Below are 15,607 nucleotides of genomic sequence, written 5' to 3' on the forward strand. Positions count from 1 at the left end.
GCTGACGATTAGCGTGGCGGACATGGCACCACCAACCGCAGTTGACCGGCTCAAAGAGCTCACCCGCCCAACGGGTGAAGAGGAGCTCATGCGGGTCACCTACCCCACGCCGCGATTGCGCATTGCCCCGCGGACAGCGGCGGCTGCGGTCGGGTGCGTGGTTGCGGTGTGCCTCCTGGCTGTCGGCTGGTCCAGCCTGCGCAGCCCCGATGCAGCTACCGACGCCCCAGAACCGCTGTGGAGCACCGCCGCCGAAGCCAACGAACTACCGGGACAGGTTGTGGTTGCCGTGGTGGGGGCCGTGGAACAACCGGGCCTGGTCACCCTTGATCAGGGCGCTCGTGTGGCCGATGCGCTGGACAAAGCCCGACCGTTGCCCGATGCGGATTTGATCAGCGTGAACCTGGCTCAGCTCCTGGTTGATGGGCAGCAGATCCACGTTCTGACCCAGGGGGAGGTGCCCGCGTCGGGTGTGGTGCCGCAGCCAGGCCAGCCGGGTGGGGCGGGGATTTCACTCAACTCGGCCACGGCGGCGGAACTCACTGAGCTGCCCGGAGTGGGGGAGGCAACCGCAGCGGCGATTGTGGCGCACCGGGAATCTGCTGGGCCGTTCACCGCGGTCGAGCAGCTCATGGATGTGAAAGGGATTGGCCCTGCCAAGTTCGAGGCAGTGAAAGATCTGGTGACACTCTGATGAGTGAGCTCCGTCTGGTTCCGGCGGCGCTATGCGCATGGGGTGCGGCCCTTGCTGTGATCGTGGCGGGCCCGTGGGCAGGGCTCATCGTGGTCGCCGTTGTTGTGCTTGTGCTGTTTCTCATGCGTGAGCTCGGCCAAGCGATCTTGGCTGGTGGGATCGGGGTGTGCTCGCTGGCATTGTCGTGGTGGCGAATGGCAGCGGCGCAGGCGTTCAACCCTCATGCAGGCATCACCGGATGGATCAGCGGTATGCCCAAGGAATTGGATTCCGGGAGTTGGTTGGTCCGCGTGCGGGTGGAGGGGTATCCCACACCCGTGCCGGTGTTTGCCGAGTCCTTGCCGGAAGGGACAGTGCCTGGTGCAATGGTGGCGGCCTCGGGGCAGGTGACAGATCCTACGCGGCCGGGGATCGCGGCGTTTGTGATCAATGGCGAGGTGGCACTGCTGCACCCGCCTGAGGGGTTTGCTGCTTTTGCTGCTGGCGTGCGGGAGCGTTTTTCCGCTGCGGTAGCGGAGCATGTTGGGCCGCACGCCCAGGGCATCATTCCGGGGATGGTGCTGGGGGATGTGTCCTTTCAGTCGGCGGAGGAGCAGCAGGCGTACATCGATACGGGGCTGAGCCACTTGAGCGCGGTCAGTGGTGCGAACTGTATGTACGTGGCCACAGCGGCGCTCCTCGTGGCGCGTCTGGCGCGTGGTGGGTTGCGGGTGCAACTGGCGGCGGCTGGGGTGGCTCTGCTGGTGTATGCCGGACTCATCGGCCCAGAGCCAAGCGTGCTGAGAGCAACCGTGTCCGGACTCGTTGGATTGGTAGCGGTGATTAGCTCCAGCCGCGCGGAGCCGATCCATGCGCTGAGCTTGGCCATCATCGGGCTCATCTTGGTGGATTCGGATCTGGCGGTGAACTACGCCTTCGCGTTATCGGTGGTGGCTACGGGCAGCATCGTTGCGTTGTCACCGCTGATCTATCAGGCGTTGGGGCGCACTGGGTGGCCAGACATTTTCGTCCGAGTGTTGTCCGTGGCCATTGCTGCGGACATGGCCACGGCACCCCTCATCGCCGCCATGGTGGGCCGAGTGCCAGTGGCGTCCGTGTTGGCCAATGTGGCGGTGAGCCCCGTGACGGGGATTGTCACAGTGCTGGGTATGGCCGCCGCGATCTTGTCGCAGATCAGCCATGTCCTGGCGGCCCCGTTGTTGTGGGTGATTGCGCCCTTAGGTGGCTGGGTGCGCACGGTAGCGGAGGTGGTATCGCGTAACCCGCATGCCACGGTGGAGGTGGGCCCGGCGCTCGTGATGGTGTGTTATGGCTGGATCTTCGCTGCTTTCATCGTTGCACGCGGGAGAAGCCGGAGAATACAATGAGCCGCATGTCCAGCCACAGTCCCGTGCATTTTGTGGTTGGCGAGGATGAATTTCTCGCCGAACGCGCAACGCAGGCCATCATCGACCAAGCAAGCCCCGAGGCTGAGGTCACTGTTTTGCGCGCCGGGGATGTGACGGAGGGCGAGCTGCTGCAGGCCACAAGCCCGTCGCTGTTTGCGCAGGAGCGCGTGGTGGTGATCAAGGACACTGAACTCGCCGGTAAGGAGCCCGCGGAGCTGCTCCTGCAAGCCGCGGTTGATCCCGCGCCGGGCATGACGTTGGTGATTGTGCACAGTGGCAAGGGCCGGAACAAGGCGTATGTACCGAAGTTCCGTAAGACCGCGGAGGTTCATGAGGTGGGCACGCTCAATCAGCGTGAACGCCAGACGTGGGTGCAAAATGAATTCCGCCGTCGCGGGGTACGCCCCACACCAGATGTTGTTGGGGCATTGTTGGAATCCGTCGGTTCGGATTTGCGCGAGTTGGCGTCCGCGATCGAGCAGCTTATCGACGACACATCGGGCGACCTCACCGTCTCCGACGTCCGCGCCTACTACACCGGCGTGGCGGAGGTCTCCGGCTTTGATATCGCGGACCAAGCGGTGACGGGCCGGGTTGATCGCGCCTTGGCCAGCACGCGCCGGGCACTGCAGTTGGGTATTAGCCCGGTGGCCATCACGGCGGCATTGGCCAACAAGATCGGTGATATTGCGAAGCTCTACCAAACCCGAGGTAACCCGGACCAGATTGCGCGGGAGATTGGCATGCACCCCTTTGTGGCAAAGAAAACTATGCAGATTGCCCGGAACTGGTCGGGTGATGCGGTGAGCCGTGCGGTGATCATCGTTGCCCGGCTTGATGCGGAGGTCAAAGGGCAAGGCGGGGACCCAGAGTTCGCCGTGGAGGACGCCGTGAGGCGGATCGCCACCCTGGCGCGCTAGCCACACAGGTGTCTTATGTCCAACGCGTGATAGGGTGCCTCTCCGTGACCGACCACAACATTCCGGATGACGTCCGGGACTTTGCCACGCGCCTTTTCACCATGGCGCGCGAAGGCGACCTCACGCTGTTGGACTACATCGACCACGGTGTGGATGTGAACCTGTCTAACCAGGACGGCAACACGTTGCTCATGCTCGCGGCGTACGCCGGGCAGGAGGAGTTGGTGAGGGGACTGGTGGGGCGTGGGGCGGACGTCGATAAGCAAAATATGCGTGGACAGTCGCCTTTGGCTGGAGTGGTGTTCAAGAAAGAGGATGCCATCGTGGACATTCTTCTGGCGGCCGGAGCGGACCCACACGCGGGTACACCTGATGCGATTGCGACGGCACAGATGTTTGAACGCGCGGACCTCGTGGAAAAGATGCAGCAGTGAACCCCGCCGACCTTGCGGCGATCGTCGCTGTGAATGTGGTGGGCGCTGCCTCCCCCGGCCCCGACGTGGTGCTGCTTACCCGGATGGCCACGCGCTCACGCAAGCACGCCATGTCCGCGAACCTGGGCATCCACGTTGGGGTGCTCATGTGGACATCCCTCACGGTTTTTGGTGCGGCCGCGCTGCTCACCGCGTTCCCATGGCTGCTGGAACTCATTCAGGTGCTTGGCGGCAGCTGGATCGTATACATGGGCATTTCCGCTGTGCGTCAAGGGTGGCGTGACCGCCTCAACCCACCTCTGGATCTTGAGGAGGCCGTGCAGCGGCTAGGCTCTGTCCGCTCCGCCTTTACAACAGGTGTGGCCACGAATCTGTCCAACCCGAAGATCGTTCTCTTCCTCGCCGCGCTCGTTGCACCGCTGCTGCCGATGTCCCCAACAGTGGGGGTCGCGCTCACGGTCATTGCCGCGCTGTGGCTGTCTTCTTTCCTGCTGTTTGTCGGGTACTGCACCCTCGTGTCCACCGACCGGGTGAGACGTAAACTCTTCCATGCCGGCCCCTACATTGACATGGGTGCCGGCACCTTCTTCATCATTGCCGGCACCCTGCTCATTGTCCGCGGGCTGCTTGGTTTGGCTGGGTAGCCGCCCTTTAGTCCAGGAAGAACGAAACTACCCAGTTGGTCGCCTGCGCCTGTCCACCTGCCACCCAAACAACAAAACCCTGCCCCGCGATGATGCGGAACAGGGTAGGAGCTAAGAAGTTTTACTTGCCCAGCTTGTTGAAGGCCTTGGCCATGTTGGACTTCTTGTTAGCCGCGTTGTTGCGGTGGAAGACACCCTTGCTCACAGCCTTGTCCAGCTTGCGGGAAGCAACGCGCAGCTGTGCTTCGGCTGCGGTAGCGTCGCCAGCCTCGATCGCTGCGTTGAACTTACGGATCTCGGTGCGCACTGCGGAGCGGATGCTCTTGTTGCGCACACGGCGCTTCTCGTTGGTGATAACGCGCTTCTGCTGCTGCTTGATGTTTGCCATGATGTACCTCTTGACGTATCTGAAGTTCGAAAAAATTACTGCATCCGCCCGTTTATGCGCCACAACTTGTTGCAGGGCCACAAACCCAAGGTCCTGTCTGTGGCGTGTGACGCACCAGCACGAAGGCCGGAGCGAATAACGGGTAAACCCTAGCAGGTGGTGCGCGCGCGGAGCAAAACTGCGCGGGCCAAAAGGTTAGGCCCAGTCGAAGTGCTTCCGTAAGTGATCCGCAATCCGGTCGAAGCGTCGTGGCGGGAACAGTGCACCGCGACGGCGAAGGTCGGTTTCGGGGATAGCCAGTGTTTTGTCCAGGCGTACCCAGCAAGGTTCGCCGGTGGTTTTCCATTCGCCGCTGCCGATGGGGAGCCATGCGTCATCATCAGCGTGGTCGTCATTAGAGGAGATGAGCAGGCCAAGGACGTCTTGGCGCTCACGGCCGACAACCAGCATGGAGCGTTCCCGCAGGGGGGTGGCAGGCACGTAGAACCACACCACCTCGCCGGGTTCAGCCTGCCCGTCCATGTCAGGTGCATAGAAAATACTGCGCGGAATGTCAGCGGTGGGGAACACTTTGGTGCGTGCGGGGCGACGATGGTGCTGGGTGGGGGAATTGCCCAGGCGCTCATTGAGCAGCTTCAGGCCTTCTTCCAGCGGGGTCCGTTGCCGCCGGAGTGTGCCCTTTCCCGCCCATTTGGGGCGCCGCCACATAGCCATGGTTCTCAGCCTAGATCGTTCGCCGAATGTGTGACAGTTATTGGGGGTATTTGGTGGGGCGTCGTGAAGCATTTTCCTGCTTATGCCAAGGCCACGGTAGAGTGAGGCGCGATGGCCAAGAACACCAATTTTGCATTGCAGACCTTCACGGATCCAGCGAGGATCCGGAACTTCTGCATCATCGCGCACATTGATCACGGTAAGTCGACGTTGGCGGACCGCATTTTGCAGCTGTCCAATGTGGTGGATGAGCGTGAGATGCGCGACCAGTACCTCGACAGCATGGATATTGAGCGTGAGCGCGGTATCACCATTAAGGCGCAGAACGTGCGTCTGCCGTGGGTGCCCAAGACCGGCGCGCATGCAGGTGAAGAGATGGTCCTGCAGATGATTGATACGCCCGGTCACGTGGACTTCTCCTACGAGGTCTCGCGTTCGCTCGATGCGTGTGAGGGCGCGATTTTGCTTGTCGACGCCGCCCAGGGCATCGAAGCCCAAACCCTGGCCAACCTGTACATGGCCATGGAGAATGACCTGGAGATCATCCCGGTTCTGAACAAGATTGACTTGCCGGCGGCGGATCCGGATAAGTATGCCGAGGAGATCGCCCACATCATTGGCTGCGAGGTTGAAGATGTGTTGCGCGTGTCCGGTAAGACCGGCCAGGGTGTGCCGGAGCTGCTGGATCGCGTGGTAGAGCTCATCCCGTCGCCGACCGCCCCGGGTGCTGCCGATGGTGGCGTTGGTGCGGATCTTCCGGCACGTGCGCTGGTTTTTGACTCGGTCTATGACACGTACCGTGGCGTGGTCACCTACATCCGCATGATGGACGGCAAGCTGGAGTCCGGCCAAAAGGTTCAGATGATGAACACGGGCGTGACCCACGAGATCCTGGAAATCGGCATTGTGTCCCCGACGATGCAGAAGACCAAGGGCCTCGGTCCGGGTGAGGTGGGCTACCTCATTACCGGCGTGAAGGACGTCCGTGAGACGCGTGTGGGCGATACGGTGACGTGGGCGTCGAAAGGCGCGGAGGAACCTCTCGCGGGTTTTGAGGAAGTCAAGCCGATGGTCTATTCGGGCCTGTTCCCTGTGTCCCAGGAGGATTTCCCGGCGCTGCGCGAGAGCTTGGAGAAGCTCCAGCTTAACGACGCCTCCTTGACCTGGGAGCCCGAAACCTCCGTCGCCTTGGGCTTCGGTTTCCGCTGTGGCTTCCTGGGCCTGCTGCACATGGAGATCACCCGCGACCGCCTAGAGCGCGAGTTCGACCTGGATCTGATTTCCACCGCACCGAGCGTGACCTACCGCGTCATCGCGGAAGATGGCACGGAGTCGATGGTGCACAACCCGTCTGACTGGCCAGGCGGAAAGATCCCCGAGGTCTATGAGCCGACGGTGAACATGACGATCATCGTGCCACAGGAATTCGTGGGTACGACGATGGAGCTGTGCCAGTCCAAGCGCGGCCAGATGAAGAACATGGAGTACCTCTCCGAGGACCGCGTGGAGCTGCGCTACATCATGCCGCTCGGTGAGATCATCTTTGATTTCTTTGACATGCTGAAGTCCCGCACCAAGGGGTATGCCTCCCTCAACTACGAGGAAGCGGGCGAGCAGGAAGCAGACCTGGTCAAGGTGGACATCCTCCTCCAGGGTGAGCCGGTGGATGCGTTCTCCGCGATCGTGCACCGTGACTCGGCTCAGTGGTACGGCAACAAGATGACCAAGAAGCTCAAGGAGCTCATCCCCCGCCAGCAGTTCGAGGTGCCCGTCCAGGCTGCGATCGGTTCGAAGATCATCGCGCGTGAGAACATCCGCGCCCTGCGCAAAGACGTTCTGTCCAAGTGCTACGGCGGCGATATTTCCCGTAAGCGCAAGCTGCTGGAGAAGCAGAAGGCCGGTAAGAAGCGCATGAAGTCCATCGGTTCTGTCACCGTGCCGCAGGAAGCATTTGTGGCAGCGCTGTCCACGGACGAGGAGTAGGCGGGACGAAAAGCTGCCCCGCCAAGGGGGTAAAGCGTGGGGCGTTATGCTCGGGGACATGGTCTCTACGATTATTCCGCCCGGAGTTCGCGTTACTGAGCACGTTCTGGACGTGCCGTGGGACCGCGAAAAACCTGAACTAGGCACGTTTGAGCTCTTCGCCCGTGAGCTTTCGTCACTTGAAGGTGACGGGAGTGCGAAGCCACCGTTGCTGTTTCTCCAGGGTGGCCCAGGTAATGCGGCGCCACGGGTCATGCAGGGGTGGATCCCGGAAGCGTTGAAGCACTACACGGTGTACCTCCTGGATGAGCGGGGTACTGGCCGTTCCGGGAAGATCGATCGGACAACGCCGGAACTGATCCGCACGGACATTATTTCCAAGCTGCGGTGCCCCGATGTGGTGGCGGACGCAGAGGCATTGCGTGAACACTTGGGGTTTGAACAGTGGGATGTGTTGGGTAATTCTTTCGGGGCGCTGTGCACGGCCAGCTACCTGTCGTACTACCCGGAGGCAATTGGGCAGGCGTACCTCACGGGCGCTGTGCCCCAGATTGGTTGGACACCGGTGGAGTACAACACAGTTAGCCTGGACTTGCTGGAAAAACGCGTGCAGGAGTTCTACGCCGCGGTGCCGTACGCGGAGCGGACCGTGCGGGAGGTCTGCCACCACTTGGACAACACAGAAGAGATCCTGCCCACGGGGGAGCGGCTGAGTTCCCAGCGCTTCCGTTTCATTGGTGTGGCGCTGGGGGAGGAGCTGGGTTTCCACAATCTCGCCGTGCTGTTGGAAGAACCTTTCATCCGTCGCGGTGGGGAGAAGCATTTGCGAGGGGACTTCCTGGGCTGGATGAGCCAGTACGTGGGCCTTCAGGGCAACCCATTGTGGGCGGTGCTGCACGAAACGCTCTTCGGTGCCCCGGGAGTGAGCACGAACTGGGCGGCGCACCGGGCGGTGGAAGGCCGCGCCGGGTTCGCGCTGGATGCGGATCCAACAGATGAGAAAGAGCCGTTCTACCTGCTGGGCAACCACTTCTTCCAGCATCACTTTGAGGAAGATCCGGCGCTACGCCCGTTCCGCGATGTGGTGCATGAGATGCATGCGAAGACGGACTGGTCGCGCGTGTTCAACGAGGAACAGTTGCGGGCAAACACGGTGCCGGCGGTTGTTGCCCTCTATGAACGTGACATGTTCATCCACTTTGACCGCGCCGTGAATGTGGCGAAGCAGATCGGCGGGATGAAGGTGTGGTCCCACCCCACCTGGGACCATGATGCGATTTATCTCCACGGGCAGGAGCTGTTTCAGGGGGTCTTCGACACGGCTCGTCGCGTGCCGTAGATCAGGGGCCTATGATCATGCCTATGGATGCGTTCCCCCACGAGCAGATCCAGCTGAGCACGGCTGAGCTCGAAGTGTTTCAGGGTCTCACGGAGATTTTTGAGGTGCGCCAGGAGCATGTTCTTGACCCCGCACTGATGCTGTACATCACGCGTTAAAGCTCCGGCAGTTCGTCCTCCGGCCAGGGGTAGGACGGCTGTGCGCCGGGGCGGGTGACGGCGAAGGCGGCGACGCGGGAGGCGTGCTGGGAGGCGTCGATAAGCGATGCTCCCTCGCGCAGTTTGTGGCACAGCGCGCCGGTGAACGCATCGCCTGCACCCACTGTGTCAACGGGGGTCACGAGGGCTGCGGGGATGTGGGTGGAACCGTGCGCATCCGCGATGGTTGCGCCGTCCGCGCCGTACGTGATCACCACGGAAGGCACACCCGCACGGACAAGATCAGATGCGGTGACCGGCGCCTCAAGGCCCAGCTGGCCTGCGACAAGCGTGGCCTCATGCTCATTGAGCACCAGCGGATCTGCAGCAAACAGCACCGCGGGGTCCACGGGGATCACCGGCGCAAGATTGACCACGACCCGCGCGCCGGCGGCCTGGGCGATCTCCACGGCACGCTCGCAGCCTTCCGCGGGGATCTCGCCCTGCAGCAGAAGGATCTCCGCACGCGCAATAAGGTCTGCATGCTTATCGACGATCCCCCTTCCCACCCTCGCATTCGCCCCCGAAATGACCATCACGGTATTTTCCCCGTCGGCTGCCACGGTGATGACGGCTAAACCAGTGACATCGTCGAGGATTTCCACCGCGGTGAGGTCCACCCCAGCGTCCGTGAGCAGCGCGGTTGCTGCGGCCGCATTCGCATCACGGCCCACAGCGCCAACGAACGCAACGGGGGAGCCCAACCGGGCTGCGGCGACGGCTTGGTTGGCGCCTTTACCGCCGGCCGTGATGCCCCCGCCACTGCCCAAAAGTGTCTCCCCGGGGTGCGGGTGACGTGGGACATTGACGGTGAGGTCAGTGTTGATGGATCCGACAACCACAATCATGCGCACAAGAGTAGCGGGGTAGTGGCGTACGGGTTAGTCTGATCGAGAAATTTCCCGTATCTCACGTCATGCGACGCGTGCTCATTAGGTCTTGGAGTTCCCATGAAACGCGCCCTTCTCACCGCTGTCGTTGCAGCAACCACTGCGATGAGCGCACTGTTCGGTGTGGTGGCAGCCCCCGCCGCAACCGCGCAGGATCTGCCGTTTACCATCCCGCAGCTGCGTGACCCGGCTACTGGGTGGTACAGCGGTCAGGTGCCTACGCACATCCACGGAGCACCGGTGCCAGTCCCGTTTAGCCCGGACTACCTGGTGGGCTACATCTCCGACAGGTCGGCCTACGAGCATGGCATTTATGCGGAAGTCAACCGTTTGTTCCCGGAGCTGCGCGATAGGCGCCCAGATGTGATGGACTCCAACCGTGCGCAGGTTGTGGCTATCAATAATGCAGCCGAGTCGGACCCGGCACGGATTCACAATGCTCAGATTGACGCATCCGCGTCCTCCGAGGAGCTGCTCTTCGCGTTGTCGGACGCACTCGGTGAGGAATTTGGCACGCACTTCCGCACCGCGCTGACAGAGGGACGTCTACCTAAGACGCAGTTCCTGCTGGGCAATGGCTACCTGGCCCGCACCGGTGGTGTTGCTAGCTCCACCTTCGTTGAGAAGGAAATGTTCAAGTACCCGCGTCCGCATGTGGTGATGCCGGACAAGATCAAGCGCTACAACCCGCCGGGGAAGGAGCTGTACCTGACGTCCAAGTCCTTCCCATCCGGCCACACCAACCAGGCGACGTTGATGACATCGCTGCTGGCCTACATGGTTCCTGAGGTTGCCCCGCAGCTGCACTACCGTGGCGCACTGGCTGGCAACAGTCGTGTTGTTCTGGGCGTGCACTACCCGTTGGATGTCATCGGTGGTCGTATGTCTGGCCAGGCCGCAGCAGCGGATCGTCTCAACGACCCAAGGATGCGCGACGCACTGAACCAGGCGGCTGCTGAGCTCCGCGCGGAGATTGAGTGGCGTGCCGGCAAGCCGATCAAGGACCTGGTGGCATCCGACAACCCATTTGTTCCCACCGCAACGGCAGTGTCACAGGCAAGCGTGTGGAACAACTACGAGTTCGAGCCGATCTACCACCGTGACGCTCCGATGATCGTGCCACAGGCAGCACCGACCTTGATCGCGGCTTCCTTCCCAGAGCTGAACCACCACCAGCGCGCGCAGATCATCGCGCAGACCGCTACCGCAGCGGGCAACCCACTGGACTGGCAGGGTCCTGGTGGATCCTGGCAGCGTGTGAACCTCGCGGCAGCATCCGCAGCGAAGATCAGTGTTGCGCCGGACGGTTCCGTCACCGTCCTGAATTAAAAACGCTAGAGCGTCGGAATAGCCCGCAGCAGCGAGCGAGTGTACTCGTGCTGCGGGTTTTCCCATACCTCTTCTGTGGGGCCGGTTTCCACCAGGCGTCCCTCGTGCAAGACAGCGATGGTGGGGCAGACCTGTCGCACCACGGAGAGGTCGTGGGAGACGAAGATGAGGGTGAGGTCGTCGTTGATGACGAGGTCGTCGATAAGCTCGAGCACTTGCGCGCGCACGGAAACATCGAGCGCGGAGACCGGCTCATCCGCAATGAGAATCTCTGGGCGCGGTGCGGCTGCGCGTGCGATGGAGATGCGTTGACGCTGGCCACCAGAGAATTCGTGTGGGAAGCGCGCGCCGACACCCTCAAGGCCGACCTGGGCGAGTGCCTCGTCCGCCCGAGTACGTGGCACACCCGCCTCCCGGATGGAATCGGCCACGCGGCGGCGCGGATTGAGGGAGGAGTAAGGGTCCTGGAACACCATCTGAATGCCGCCATCGACCGTGACGGTGCCCGAATCAGGCTCGTTGAGGCCCGCGATGAGGCGCAGCATAGAGGTCTTGCCGGAACCCGAACCACCCACGAGGCCGATGCGTTCACCACGCCGAACAGTGAGGGAGACATCATCGAGCGCCAACGTATCGCCGCGCTGCCACGAGACATTCTCAAGGCGAATGATGGGCTCCCCAACGGGGCGAACGGCGGCGGGTGCGCCGGGCAGTGAGGCGGCAACGAGTTGCGCGGTGTAGTCCGTGGCCGGTGCGTCCAAGTTCGCGTCCGGGTCCACGATTTCGCCCTTGCGCAACACGAGGATGCGGTCCGTCATCTGGCGGATCACACCGAGATCATGGGTGATGAACAGCAGCGCCATGCCACGCTCGCGCACGAGCCGGTCGAGCAGCTCCAGAATCTGGCGTTGCACCGTGACGTCGAGGGCGGTGGTCGGCTCATCACAAATAAGCAGGTCCGGGTCACCCGCGATGGCCAGCGCAATGAGCACGCGCTGCCGCTGACCGCCGGACAGCTCATGCGGGTAAGCGCCAGTGCGCGTGATGCCCACTTCGTGGAGGAGCTCCCTCGCGCGCTCCAGGCCACACGCTTGCGCCACTTGCTTCTCGACGCTCATCAGCGGATCCAACGCCGTCATCGGCTCCTGGAAGATCATGGCTACCGTATTGCCTCGCAGCGCGCGCGAAGGCTCCTGGCCTTTGACCAGGACCGTGCCCTGCACTTCCAGGGAAGGGTGGAGCAGCCCCATGATGGTCATGGCCGTCATGGACTTCCCGGAGCCGGATTCACCGATGAGTCCCACGCGCTCACCGGGAGCGATGTCAAAGCTGATGTTGTTCAGGATGCCGGGAATGGTCAGGCTGTCCACGGTGACAAGGTTGCTCATCGTGCCCTCCTTGGGTTGAGCGCATCACGCAATGCGTCGCCGAGCAGGTTGAAGCCGAGCACCGCGGCGGCGATAGCCAGGCCCGGCCACAACGCCAAATGTGGGGCGGTGGCTAGATATGCCTGGGAGGACTGGAGCATTCGGCCCCAGGAGGCGTACGGCGCTGGGGTGCCCAGCCCTAGGAAGGACAAGCCAGCTTCCGCGAGGATGGCTAGAGCTAGCGCCACGGAGACCTGCACGGTGAGGGTGGCAGTGATATTCGGCAGCACATGCCGCCACGCAATCACAGGCCCCGGGACTTGGGAGACGCGCGCGGACAAAATGTAGTCCTGCGACATCACCTGCATGGCGCCAATCCGGGACACACGGGCAAAACCAGGGATACCGGCGATACCGATGGCTAAAACCACGATCCACATGGAGGCGCCAAACACAGCGGTGAACACGATGGCTAGCAGCAGGGCGGGGAAGGCCAGCAACAGGTCGTTGCTGCGCATGATTATCTGATCCACCCAGCCACGTGACATGCCGGCCCATATTCCCAAGGGCACACCAATGAGGGCGGAGAGCGCGACTGACGCCACCGCGACGAGCAGAGAGATACGCGCACCATCCATGATGCGACTGAGCATGTCACGCCCATACTGGTCCGTGCCCAACCAGTGTTGAGCGCTGACCCCTTCCAAGCGGTGCTCCGGGATTGCGTGAACGGGATCGTAGGGGGTCCACACGAAGGCGAGCACCGCCATGATGGCGACAATCCCAACGAGCACCGCACCAACTCCAAACTGCGCCCGCAGACGAGCCTTTTTCATGCCTGCCTCCTCAACCGCGGATCAATGATGCGGTACAGCACATCCACCAGCAAGGTCACCGCCAAGGTGAACACCACGAGCAACATCATGAGGGTTTGTACGGTAGTCAGGTCACGCGTGGCCACCGCATCGAGCAGCATCGAACCAATACCGGGGATAGCAAAGACACGCTCAATCACCACCGCGCCCACAATGAGGGACGTCAACTGCAAACCGGTGACGGTGAGAACCGGCAGGGCAGCATTGCGCAGCGCGTGCCGGTACAGCACCTTGCGGGTGGACAGCCCCACCGCTCGGGCAGTGCGCACGTAATCCTTACCCATTTCTTCCAGCAGGGCGGAGCGCACGTACCTGGTCAAAATCGCCGCCTGGACCAAGGTGAGTGCCACCACTGGCAGAACCAAGTGAGCAACGAACCCACCAAAATCTGCATTCGGCGGAACCCACCCGTTGGCAGGTAGCCAGCCCAGCCACACAGAAAACACCGCGACAGCCAGGATGCCCACGAGGAAGCTCGGCACCGCGATGCCCACCTGAGTCAGTGCGGAGACAACGGCAGCATCAGCCTTACGGTTCCTGCGCGCCAAGTACGTGCCCACCGGAATAGCGATGAGCAGGGACAGGACCATGGCGCTGACCGTCAAGATGAGGGAGACCTGCACACGGTCCCACACCAATGGCGTGATGTCCTGCTTACTGGCCAAAGACACACCAAAATCACCGGTGAGAAGCCCGCGCATCCAGTCCAAGTACTGCACAACCAAAGGACGATCGGTACCCAATTGTGCGGCGAGCTTAGCCACATCCTCGTCGGATGCCGTCACCCCCAGCGCGATGCGCGCCGGGTCACCGGGCACCGCACGCAACAGAACGAAGATGAGGATGCTAGCGGCGCCCAGCATGACTAGGAAGCGGAGGAGAGAACGCGCAATATTCATAATTGTCATGGCGTCCCTTCCTTCCGCACACCGGAAAGCACAAGCCCGTCGGTGATTACATTCGGGTCAACACCGCTCACCCCTGGTGCAGTGACCACGATGTTGGGCATATTCACCAACGTGAGTGCACCCGCATCCGCCATGATCGTGTCCACGGCGGCGCGCATGTGGGTGATTTGTTGTTCGGGGGTGCCTTCGTCGGCAAGCGAAAAGCTTTCCCTCACGCTCGCGGAGTCATACCCCAGGTAATAATCGGGGCTCCCAAACAACGTTTGCATGTCACGCGGTTCCACATGCGCGATGAGGGAAGCCTGGTAATCCCCCTGTTTGAGTACTTGGCTCAACCACACAGCGGGGAATTCCACCGTTTCAAGCTTTACTTTGAAGCCAACGTCCTTGAGCTGGGAATAGATGAGCTCAGCCGCGTCCTGGGCATAAGGCAAGGATGGGATAGTCAGGGTGACTTCAGGTTCACGCCCGGCCAAAAGATCGCGGGCTTTGTCGGGGTCGAAGGGGTAGTAATCCTTCTTCTCAGCCCACGGATCCGTCGGGGGGACGGGTGCACCGCCGGTATCCGTAGCCAGGCCGGACCAAACAACATCATCGAGAGAGGCGCGGTCGATGGCGTAGGCGACGGCTTGGCGCACCTTCGGGTCGTCGAAAGGCGCGCGCTTGTTGTTCAAGCTGAGCAGGACCTCACCGTTGGTGGTGCCCACCTGCACGTTGAACGTCTCCGGCAAGGTGCGCAACAGTTCCGGTGCTTGGAGCGCCCACACCATGTCCACATCCCCAACGCGCAAAGCGTTGACACTCGATACTGCATCAGCGAAGTAGCGGATTGCCGCGTCTTGGGCAGCGGGAGTGCCCCAGTAATCCTCGCGGGCATCAAAGGAGATCGACTCCCCGACAGCGAAATGCTTCACCGTGAAAGGGCCTGTGCCCACCGGGTCCGTGGCCAGAGTGTCTATCCCACCCGGCGTCATCATCGCGCCAGTCAGAGTGCCCATGGACCACAGCCAGCTATTCGACGGCGCCTTCAACCTCACCTTCAACGTCAGCGGATCCAGGACCTCCACATGCTCAACGGGGGTCATCTGCTTGGATAGGCCATTCGTCCAAGAGTCCAACACGTACTGAATGGAAAAAGCCGCTGTTTCAGCAGTGAATGCATCCCCGTTGGAGAAAGTCACACCATCTTTGAGATGGAATATGTACTCCAGCCGGTCATCGCTTACATCCCAGCTTTCGGCGAGGAAGGGTTGGGGCTGCCCGGTGTCGCTGATACGCACGAGCGTTTCGTACACATTGCCCATGAGCGCCTGCGGGATCGCGGCACCGGAGGTAGTGGTGAAATCCAGGGAGGCGGGTGCAGCAGTGGTGGCAACGATCACGCTGCCCGGCGCAATCCGGCCGACATTCGTGGACGTACTACCAGCTGAACAACTGGCTAAAAGCCCTGCGCTTAAAATTGCGCCAATGCGCACGCCCACTGTCGTGCCGTGATGCTTCATGGGGATTCAGGCTAGCCGGTGAAGTGCGGGCGAAC

16 protein-coding genes are annotated in these 15,607 nt (G+C 61.9%); 9 read left to right on the forward strand and 7 right to left on the reverse strand.

All coding sequences use genetic code 11. The annotated features are described in order from the left end of the window. The first annotated feature begins 22 nt into the window (after window positions 1-22). From QP968_RS00105 to QP968_RS00125, 5 genes are read left to right on the forward strand one after another with little or no spacing between them, the layout of a single operon-like run. On the forward strand, window positions 23-694 hold the full coding sequence (locus QP968_RS00105; RefSeq protein ID WP_284854300.1) for a ComEA family DNA-binding protein: 672 nt from the start codon (window positions 23-25) through the stop codon (window positions 692-694). Further along, window positions 694-2,061 (forward strand): ComEC/Rec2 family competence protein, encoded by a 1,368-nt coding sequence (locus tag QP968_RS00110; RefSeq protein ID WP_284854302.1) that lies wholly within the window; start codon window positions 694-696, stop codon window positions 2,059-2,061. The genes QP968_RS00105 and QP968_RS00110 overlap by 1 nt, the downstream gene beginning before the upstream one ends. A 5-nt stretch (window positions 2,062-2,066) precedes the next feature. Continuing rightward, complete coding sequence (gene holA, locus QP968_RS00115) at window positions 2,067-3,002, forward strand: DNA polymerase III subunit delta (RefSeq protein ID WP_502870895.1); 936 nt, start codon at window positions 2,067-2,069, stop codon at window positions 3,000-3,002. 44 nt (window positions 3,003-3,046) lie between these two features. Then, window positions 3,047-3,436 carry an ankyrin repeat domain-containing protein gene (locus tag QP968_RS00120; RefSeq protein ID WP_284854304.1) on the forward strand — a complete coding sequence of 130 codons (390 nt, stop codon included), beginning with the start codon at window positions 3,047-3,049 and terminating at the stop codon, window positions 3,434-3,436. After that, window positions 3,433-4,080 (forward strand): LysE family translocator, encoded by a 648-nt coding sequence (locus QP968_RS00125; protein WP_284854305.1) that lies wholly within the window; start codon window positions 3,433-3,435, stop codon window positions 4,078-4,080. The genes QP968_RS00120 and QP968_RS00125 overlap by 4 nt, the downstream gene beginning before the upstream one ends. 121 nt (window positions 4,081-4,201) lie before the next feature. Here the strand turns inward: QP968_RS00125 and rpsT are convergent, their stop codons facing one another. Beyond that, on the reverse strand, window positions 4,202-4,468 hold the full coding sequence (rpsT, locus tag QP968_RS00130) for a 30S ribosomal protein S20 (protein ID WP_284854306.1): 267 nt from the start codon (window positions 4,466-4,468) through the stop codon (window positions 4,202-4,204). A 195-nt stretch (window positions 4,469-4,663) separates the two neighbouring features. Beyond that, entirely contained in the window at window positions 4,664-5,182 is a 519-nt protein-coding gene (locus tag QP968_RS00135) for a type II toxin-antitoxin system PemK/MazF family toxin (RefSeq protein WP_284854307.1), read from the reverse strand. A 111-nt stretch (window positions 5,183-5,293) separates the two neighbouring features. Here QP968_RS00135 and lepA point away from each other — a divergent pair, with 111 nt between their 5' ends. From lepA to QP968_RS00150, 3 genes are read left to right on the forward strand one after another with little or no spacing between them, the layout of a single operon-like run. Further along, window positions 5,294-7,165 carry a translation elongation factor 4 gene (gene lepA / locus QP968_RS00140; protein ID WP_284854308.1) on the forward strand — a complete coding sequence of 624 codons (1,872 nt, stop codon included), beginning with the start codon at window positions 5,294-5,296 and terminating at the stop codon, window positions 7,163-7,165. A 58-nt stretch (window positions 7,166-7,223) separates the two neighbouring features. After that, window positions 7,224-8,504 carry an alpha/beta fold hydrolase gene (locus QP968_RS00145; protein WP_284854309.1) on the forward strand — a complete coding sequence of 427 codons (1,281 nt, stop codon included), beginning with the start codon at window positions 7,224-7,226 and terminating at the stop codon, window positions 8,502-8,504. An 11-nt stretch (window positions 8,505-8,515) separates the two neighbouring features. Beyond that, entirely contained in the window at window positions 8,516-8,662 is a 147-nt protein-coding gene (locus tag QP968_RS00150) for a hypothetical protein (protein ID WP_284854310.1), read from the forward strand. Here QP968_RS00150 and QP968_RS00155 read toward each other — a convergent pair. After that, window positions 8,659-9,549: a ribokinase gene (locus QP968_RS00155; RefSeq protein WP_284854311.1), complete on the reverse strand. Its 891-nt coding sequence runs from the start codon at window positions 9,547-9,549 to the stop codon at window positions 8,659-8,661. The genes QP968_RS00150 and QP968_RS00155 overlap by 4 nt on opposite strands. A 102-nt stretch (window positions 9,550-9,651) precedes the next feature. On the opposite strand from QP968_RS00155, the gene QP968_RS00160 reads away from it, so the two are divergent. After that, on the forward strand, window positions 9,652-10,920 hold the full coding sequence (locus tag QP968_RS00160; protein WP_284854312.1) for an acid phosphatase: 1,269 nt from the start codon (window positions 9,652-9,654) through the stop codon (window positions 10,918-10,920). A 5-nt stretch (window positions 10,921-10,925) separates the two neighbouring features. Here the strand turns inward: QP968_RS00160 and QP968_RS00165 are convergent, their stop codons facing one another. Genes QP968_RS00165 through QP968_RS00180 form a run of 4 tightly spaced genes read right to left on the reverse strand, consistent with a single transcriptional unit; the run spans window position 10,926 to window position 15,572 of the window. Then, complete coding sequence (locus QP968_RS00165) at window positions 10,926-12,308, reverse strand: ATP-binding cassette domain-containing protein (protein ID WP_284854313.1); 1,383 nt, start codon at window positions 12,306-12,308, stop codon at window positions 10,926-10,928. Then, entirely contained in the window at window positions 12,305-13,123 is an 819-nt protein-coding gene (locus tag QP968_RS00170; RefSeq protein WP_284854314.1) for an ABC transporter permease, read from the reverse strand. The genes QP968_RS00165 and QP968_RS00170 overlap by 4 nt, the downstream gene beginning before the upstream one ends. Then, a complete protein-coding gene (locus QP968_RS00175) occupies window positions 13,120-14,070 on the reverse strand; it encodes an ABC transporter permease (RefSeq protein ID WP_284854315.1) in 951 nt (316 codons plus the stop codon). The genes QP968_RS00170 and QP968_RS00175 overlap by 4 nt, the downstream gene beginning before the upstream one ends. Next, window positions 14,067-15,572 (reverse strand): ABC transporter substrate-binding protein, encoded by a 1,506-nt coding sequence (locus tag QP968_RS00180; protein WP_284854316.1) that lies wholly within the window; start codon window positions 15,570-15,572, stop codon window positions 14,067-14,069. The genes QP968_RS00175 and QP968_RS00180 overlap by 4 nt, the downstream gene beginning before the upstream one ends. Window positions 15,573-15,607: the final 35 nt, after the last annotated feature.

The sequence above is a fragment of the Corynebacterium sp. MSK041 genome (assembly GCF_030232265.1).
GTDB lineage: Bacteria > Actinomycetota > Actinomycetes > Mycobacteriales > Mycobacteriaceae > Corynebacterium.

Bases quoted from the DNA above. Each gene is read 5' to 3' on its own strand.
- QP968_RS00105 (WP_284854300.1), top strand. From the start codon at position 23: ATGGCACCACCAACCGCAGTTGACCGGCTCAAAGAGCTCACCCGCCCA.
- QP968_RS00110 (WP_284854302.1), top strand. From the start codon at position 694: ATGAGTGAGCTCCGTCTGGTTCCGGCGGCGCTATGCGCATGGGGTGCG.
- holA (WP_502870895.1), top strand. From the start codon at position 2,067: ATGTCCAGCCACAGTCCCGTGCATTTTGTGGTTGGCGAGGATGAATTT.
- rpsT (WP_284854306.1), bottom strand. From the start codon at position 4,468: ATGGCAAACATCAAGCAGCAGCAGAAGCGCGTTATCACCAACGAGAAG.
- QP968_RS00135 (WP_284854307.1), bottom strand. From the start codon at position 5,182: ATGGCTATGTGGCGGCGCCCCAAATGGGCGGGAAAGGGCACACTCCGG.
- lepA (WP_284854308.1), top strand. From the start codon at position 5,294: ATGGCCAAGAACACCAATTTTGCATTGCAGACCTTCACGGATCCAGCG.
- QP968_RS00145 (WP_284854309.1), top strand. From the start codon at position 7,224: ATGGTCTCTACGATTATTCCGCCCGGAGTTCGCGTTACTGAGCACGTT.
- QP968_RS00150 (WP_284854310.1), top strand. From the start codon at position 8,516: ATGATCATGCCTATGGATGCGTTCCCCCACGAGCAGATCCAGCTGAGC.
- QP968_RS00155 (WP_284854311.1), bottom strand. From the start codon at position 9,549: ATGATTGTGGTTGTCGGATCCATCAACACTGACCTCACCGTCAATGTC.
- QP968_RS00160 (WP_284854312.1), top strand. From the start codon at position 9,652: ATGAAACGCGCCCTTCTCACCGCTGTCGTTGCAGCAACCACTGCGATG.
- QP968_RS00165 (WP_284854313.1), bottom strand. From the start codon at position 12,308: ATGAGCAACCTTGTCACCGTGGACAGCCTGACCATTCCCGGCATCCTG.
- QP968_RS00170 (WP_284854314.1), bottom strand. From the start codon at position 13,123: ATGAAAAAGGCTCGTCTGCGGGCGCAGTTTGGAGTTGGTGCGGTGCTC.
- QP968_RS00175 (WP_284854315.1), bottom strand. From the start codon at position 14,070: ATGACAATTATGAATATTGCGCGTTCTCTCCTCCGCTTCCTAGTCATG.
- QP968_RS00180 (WP_284854316.1), bottom strand. From the start codon at position 15,572: ATGAAGCATCACGGCACGACAGTGGGCGTGCGCATTGGCGCAATTTTA.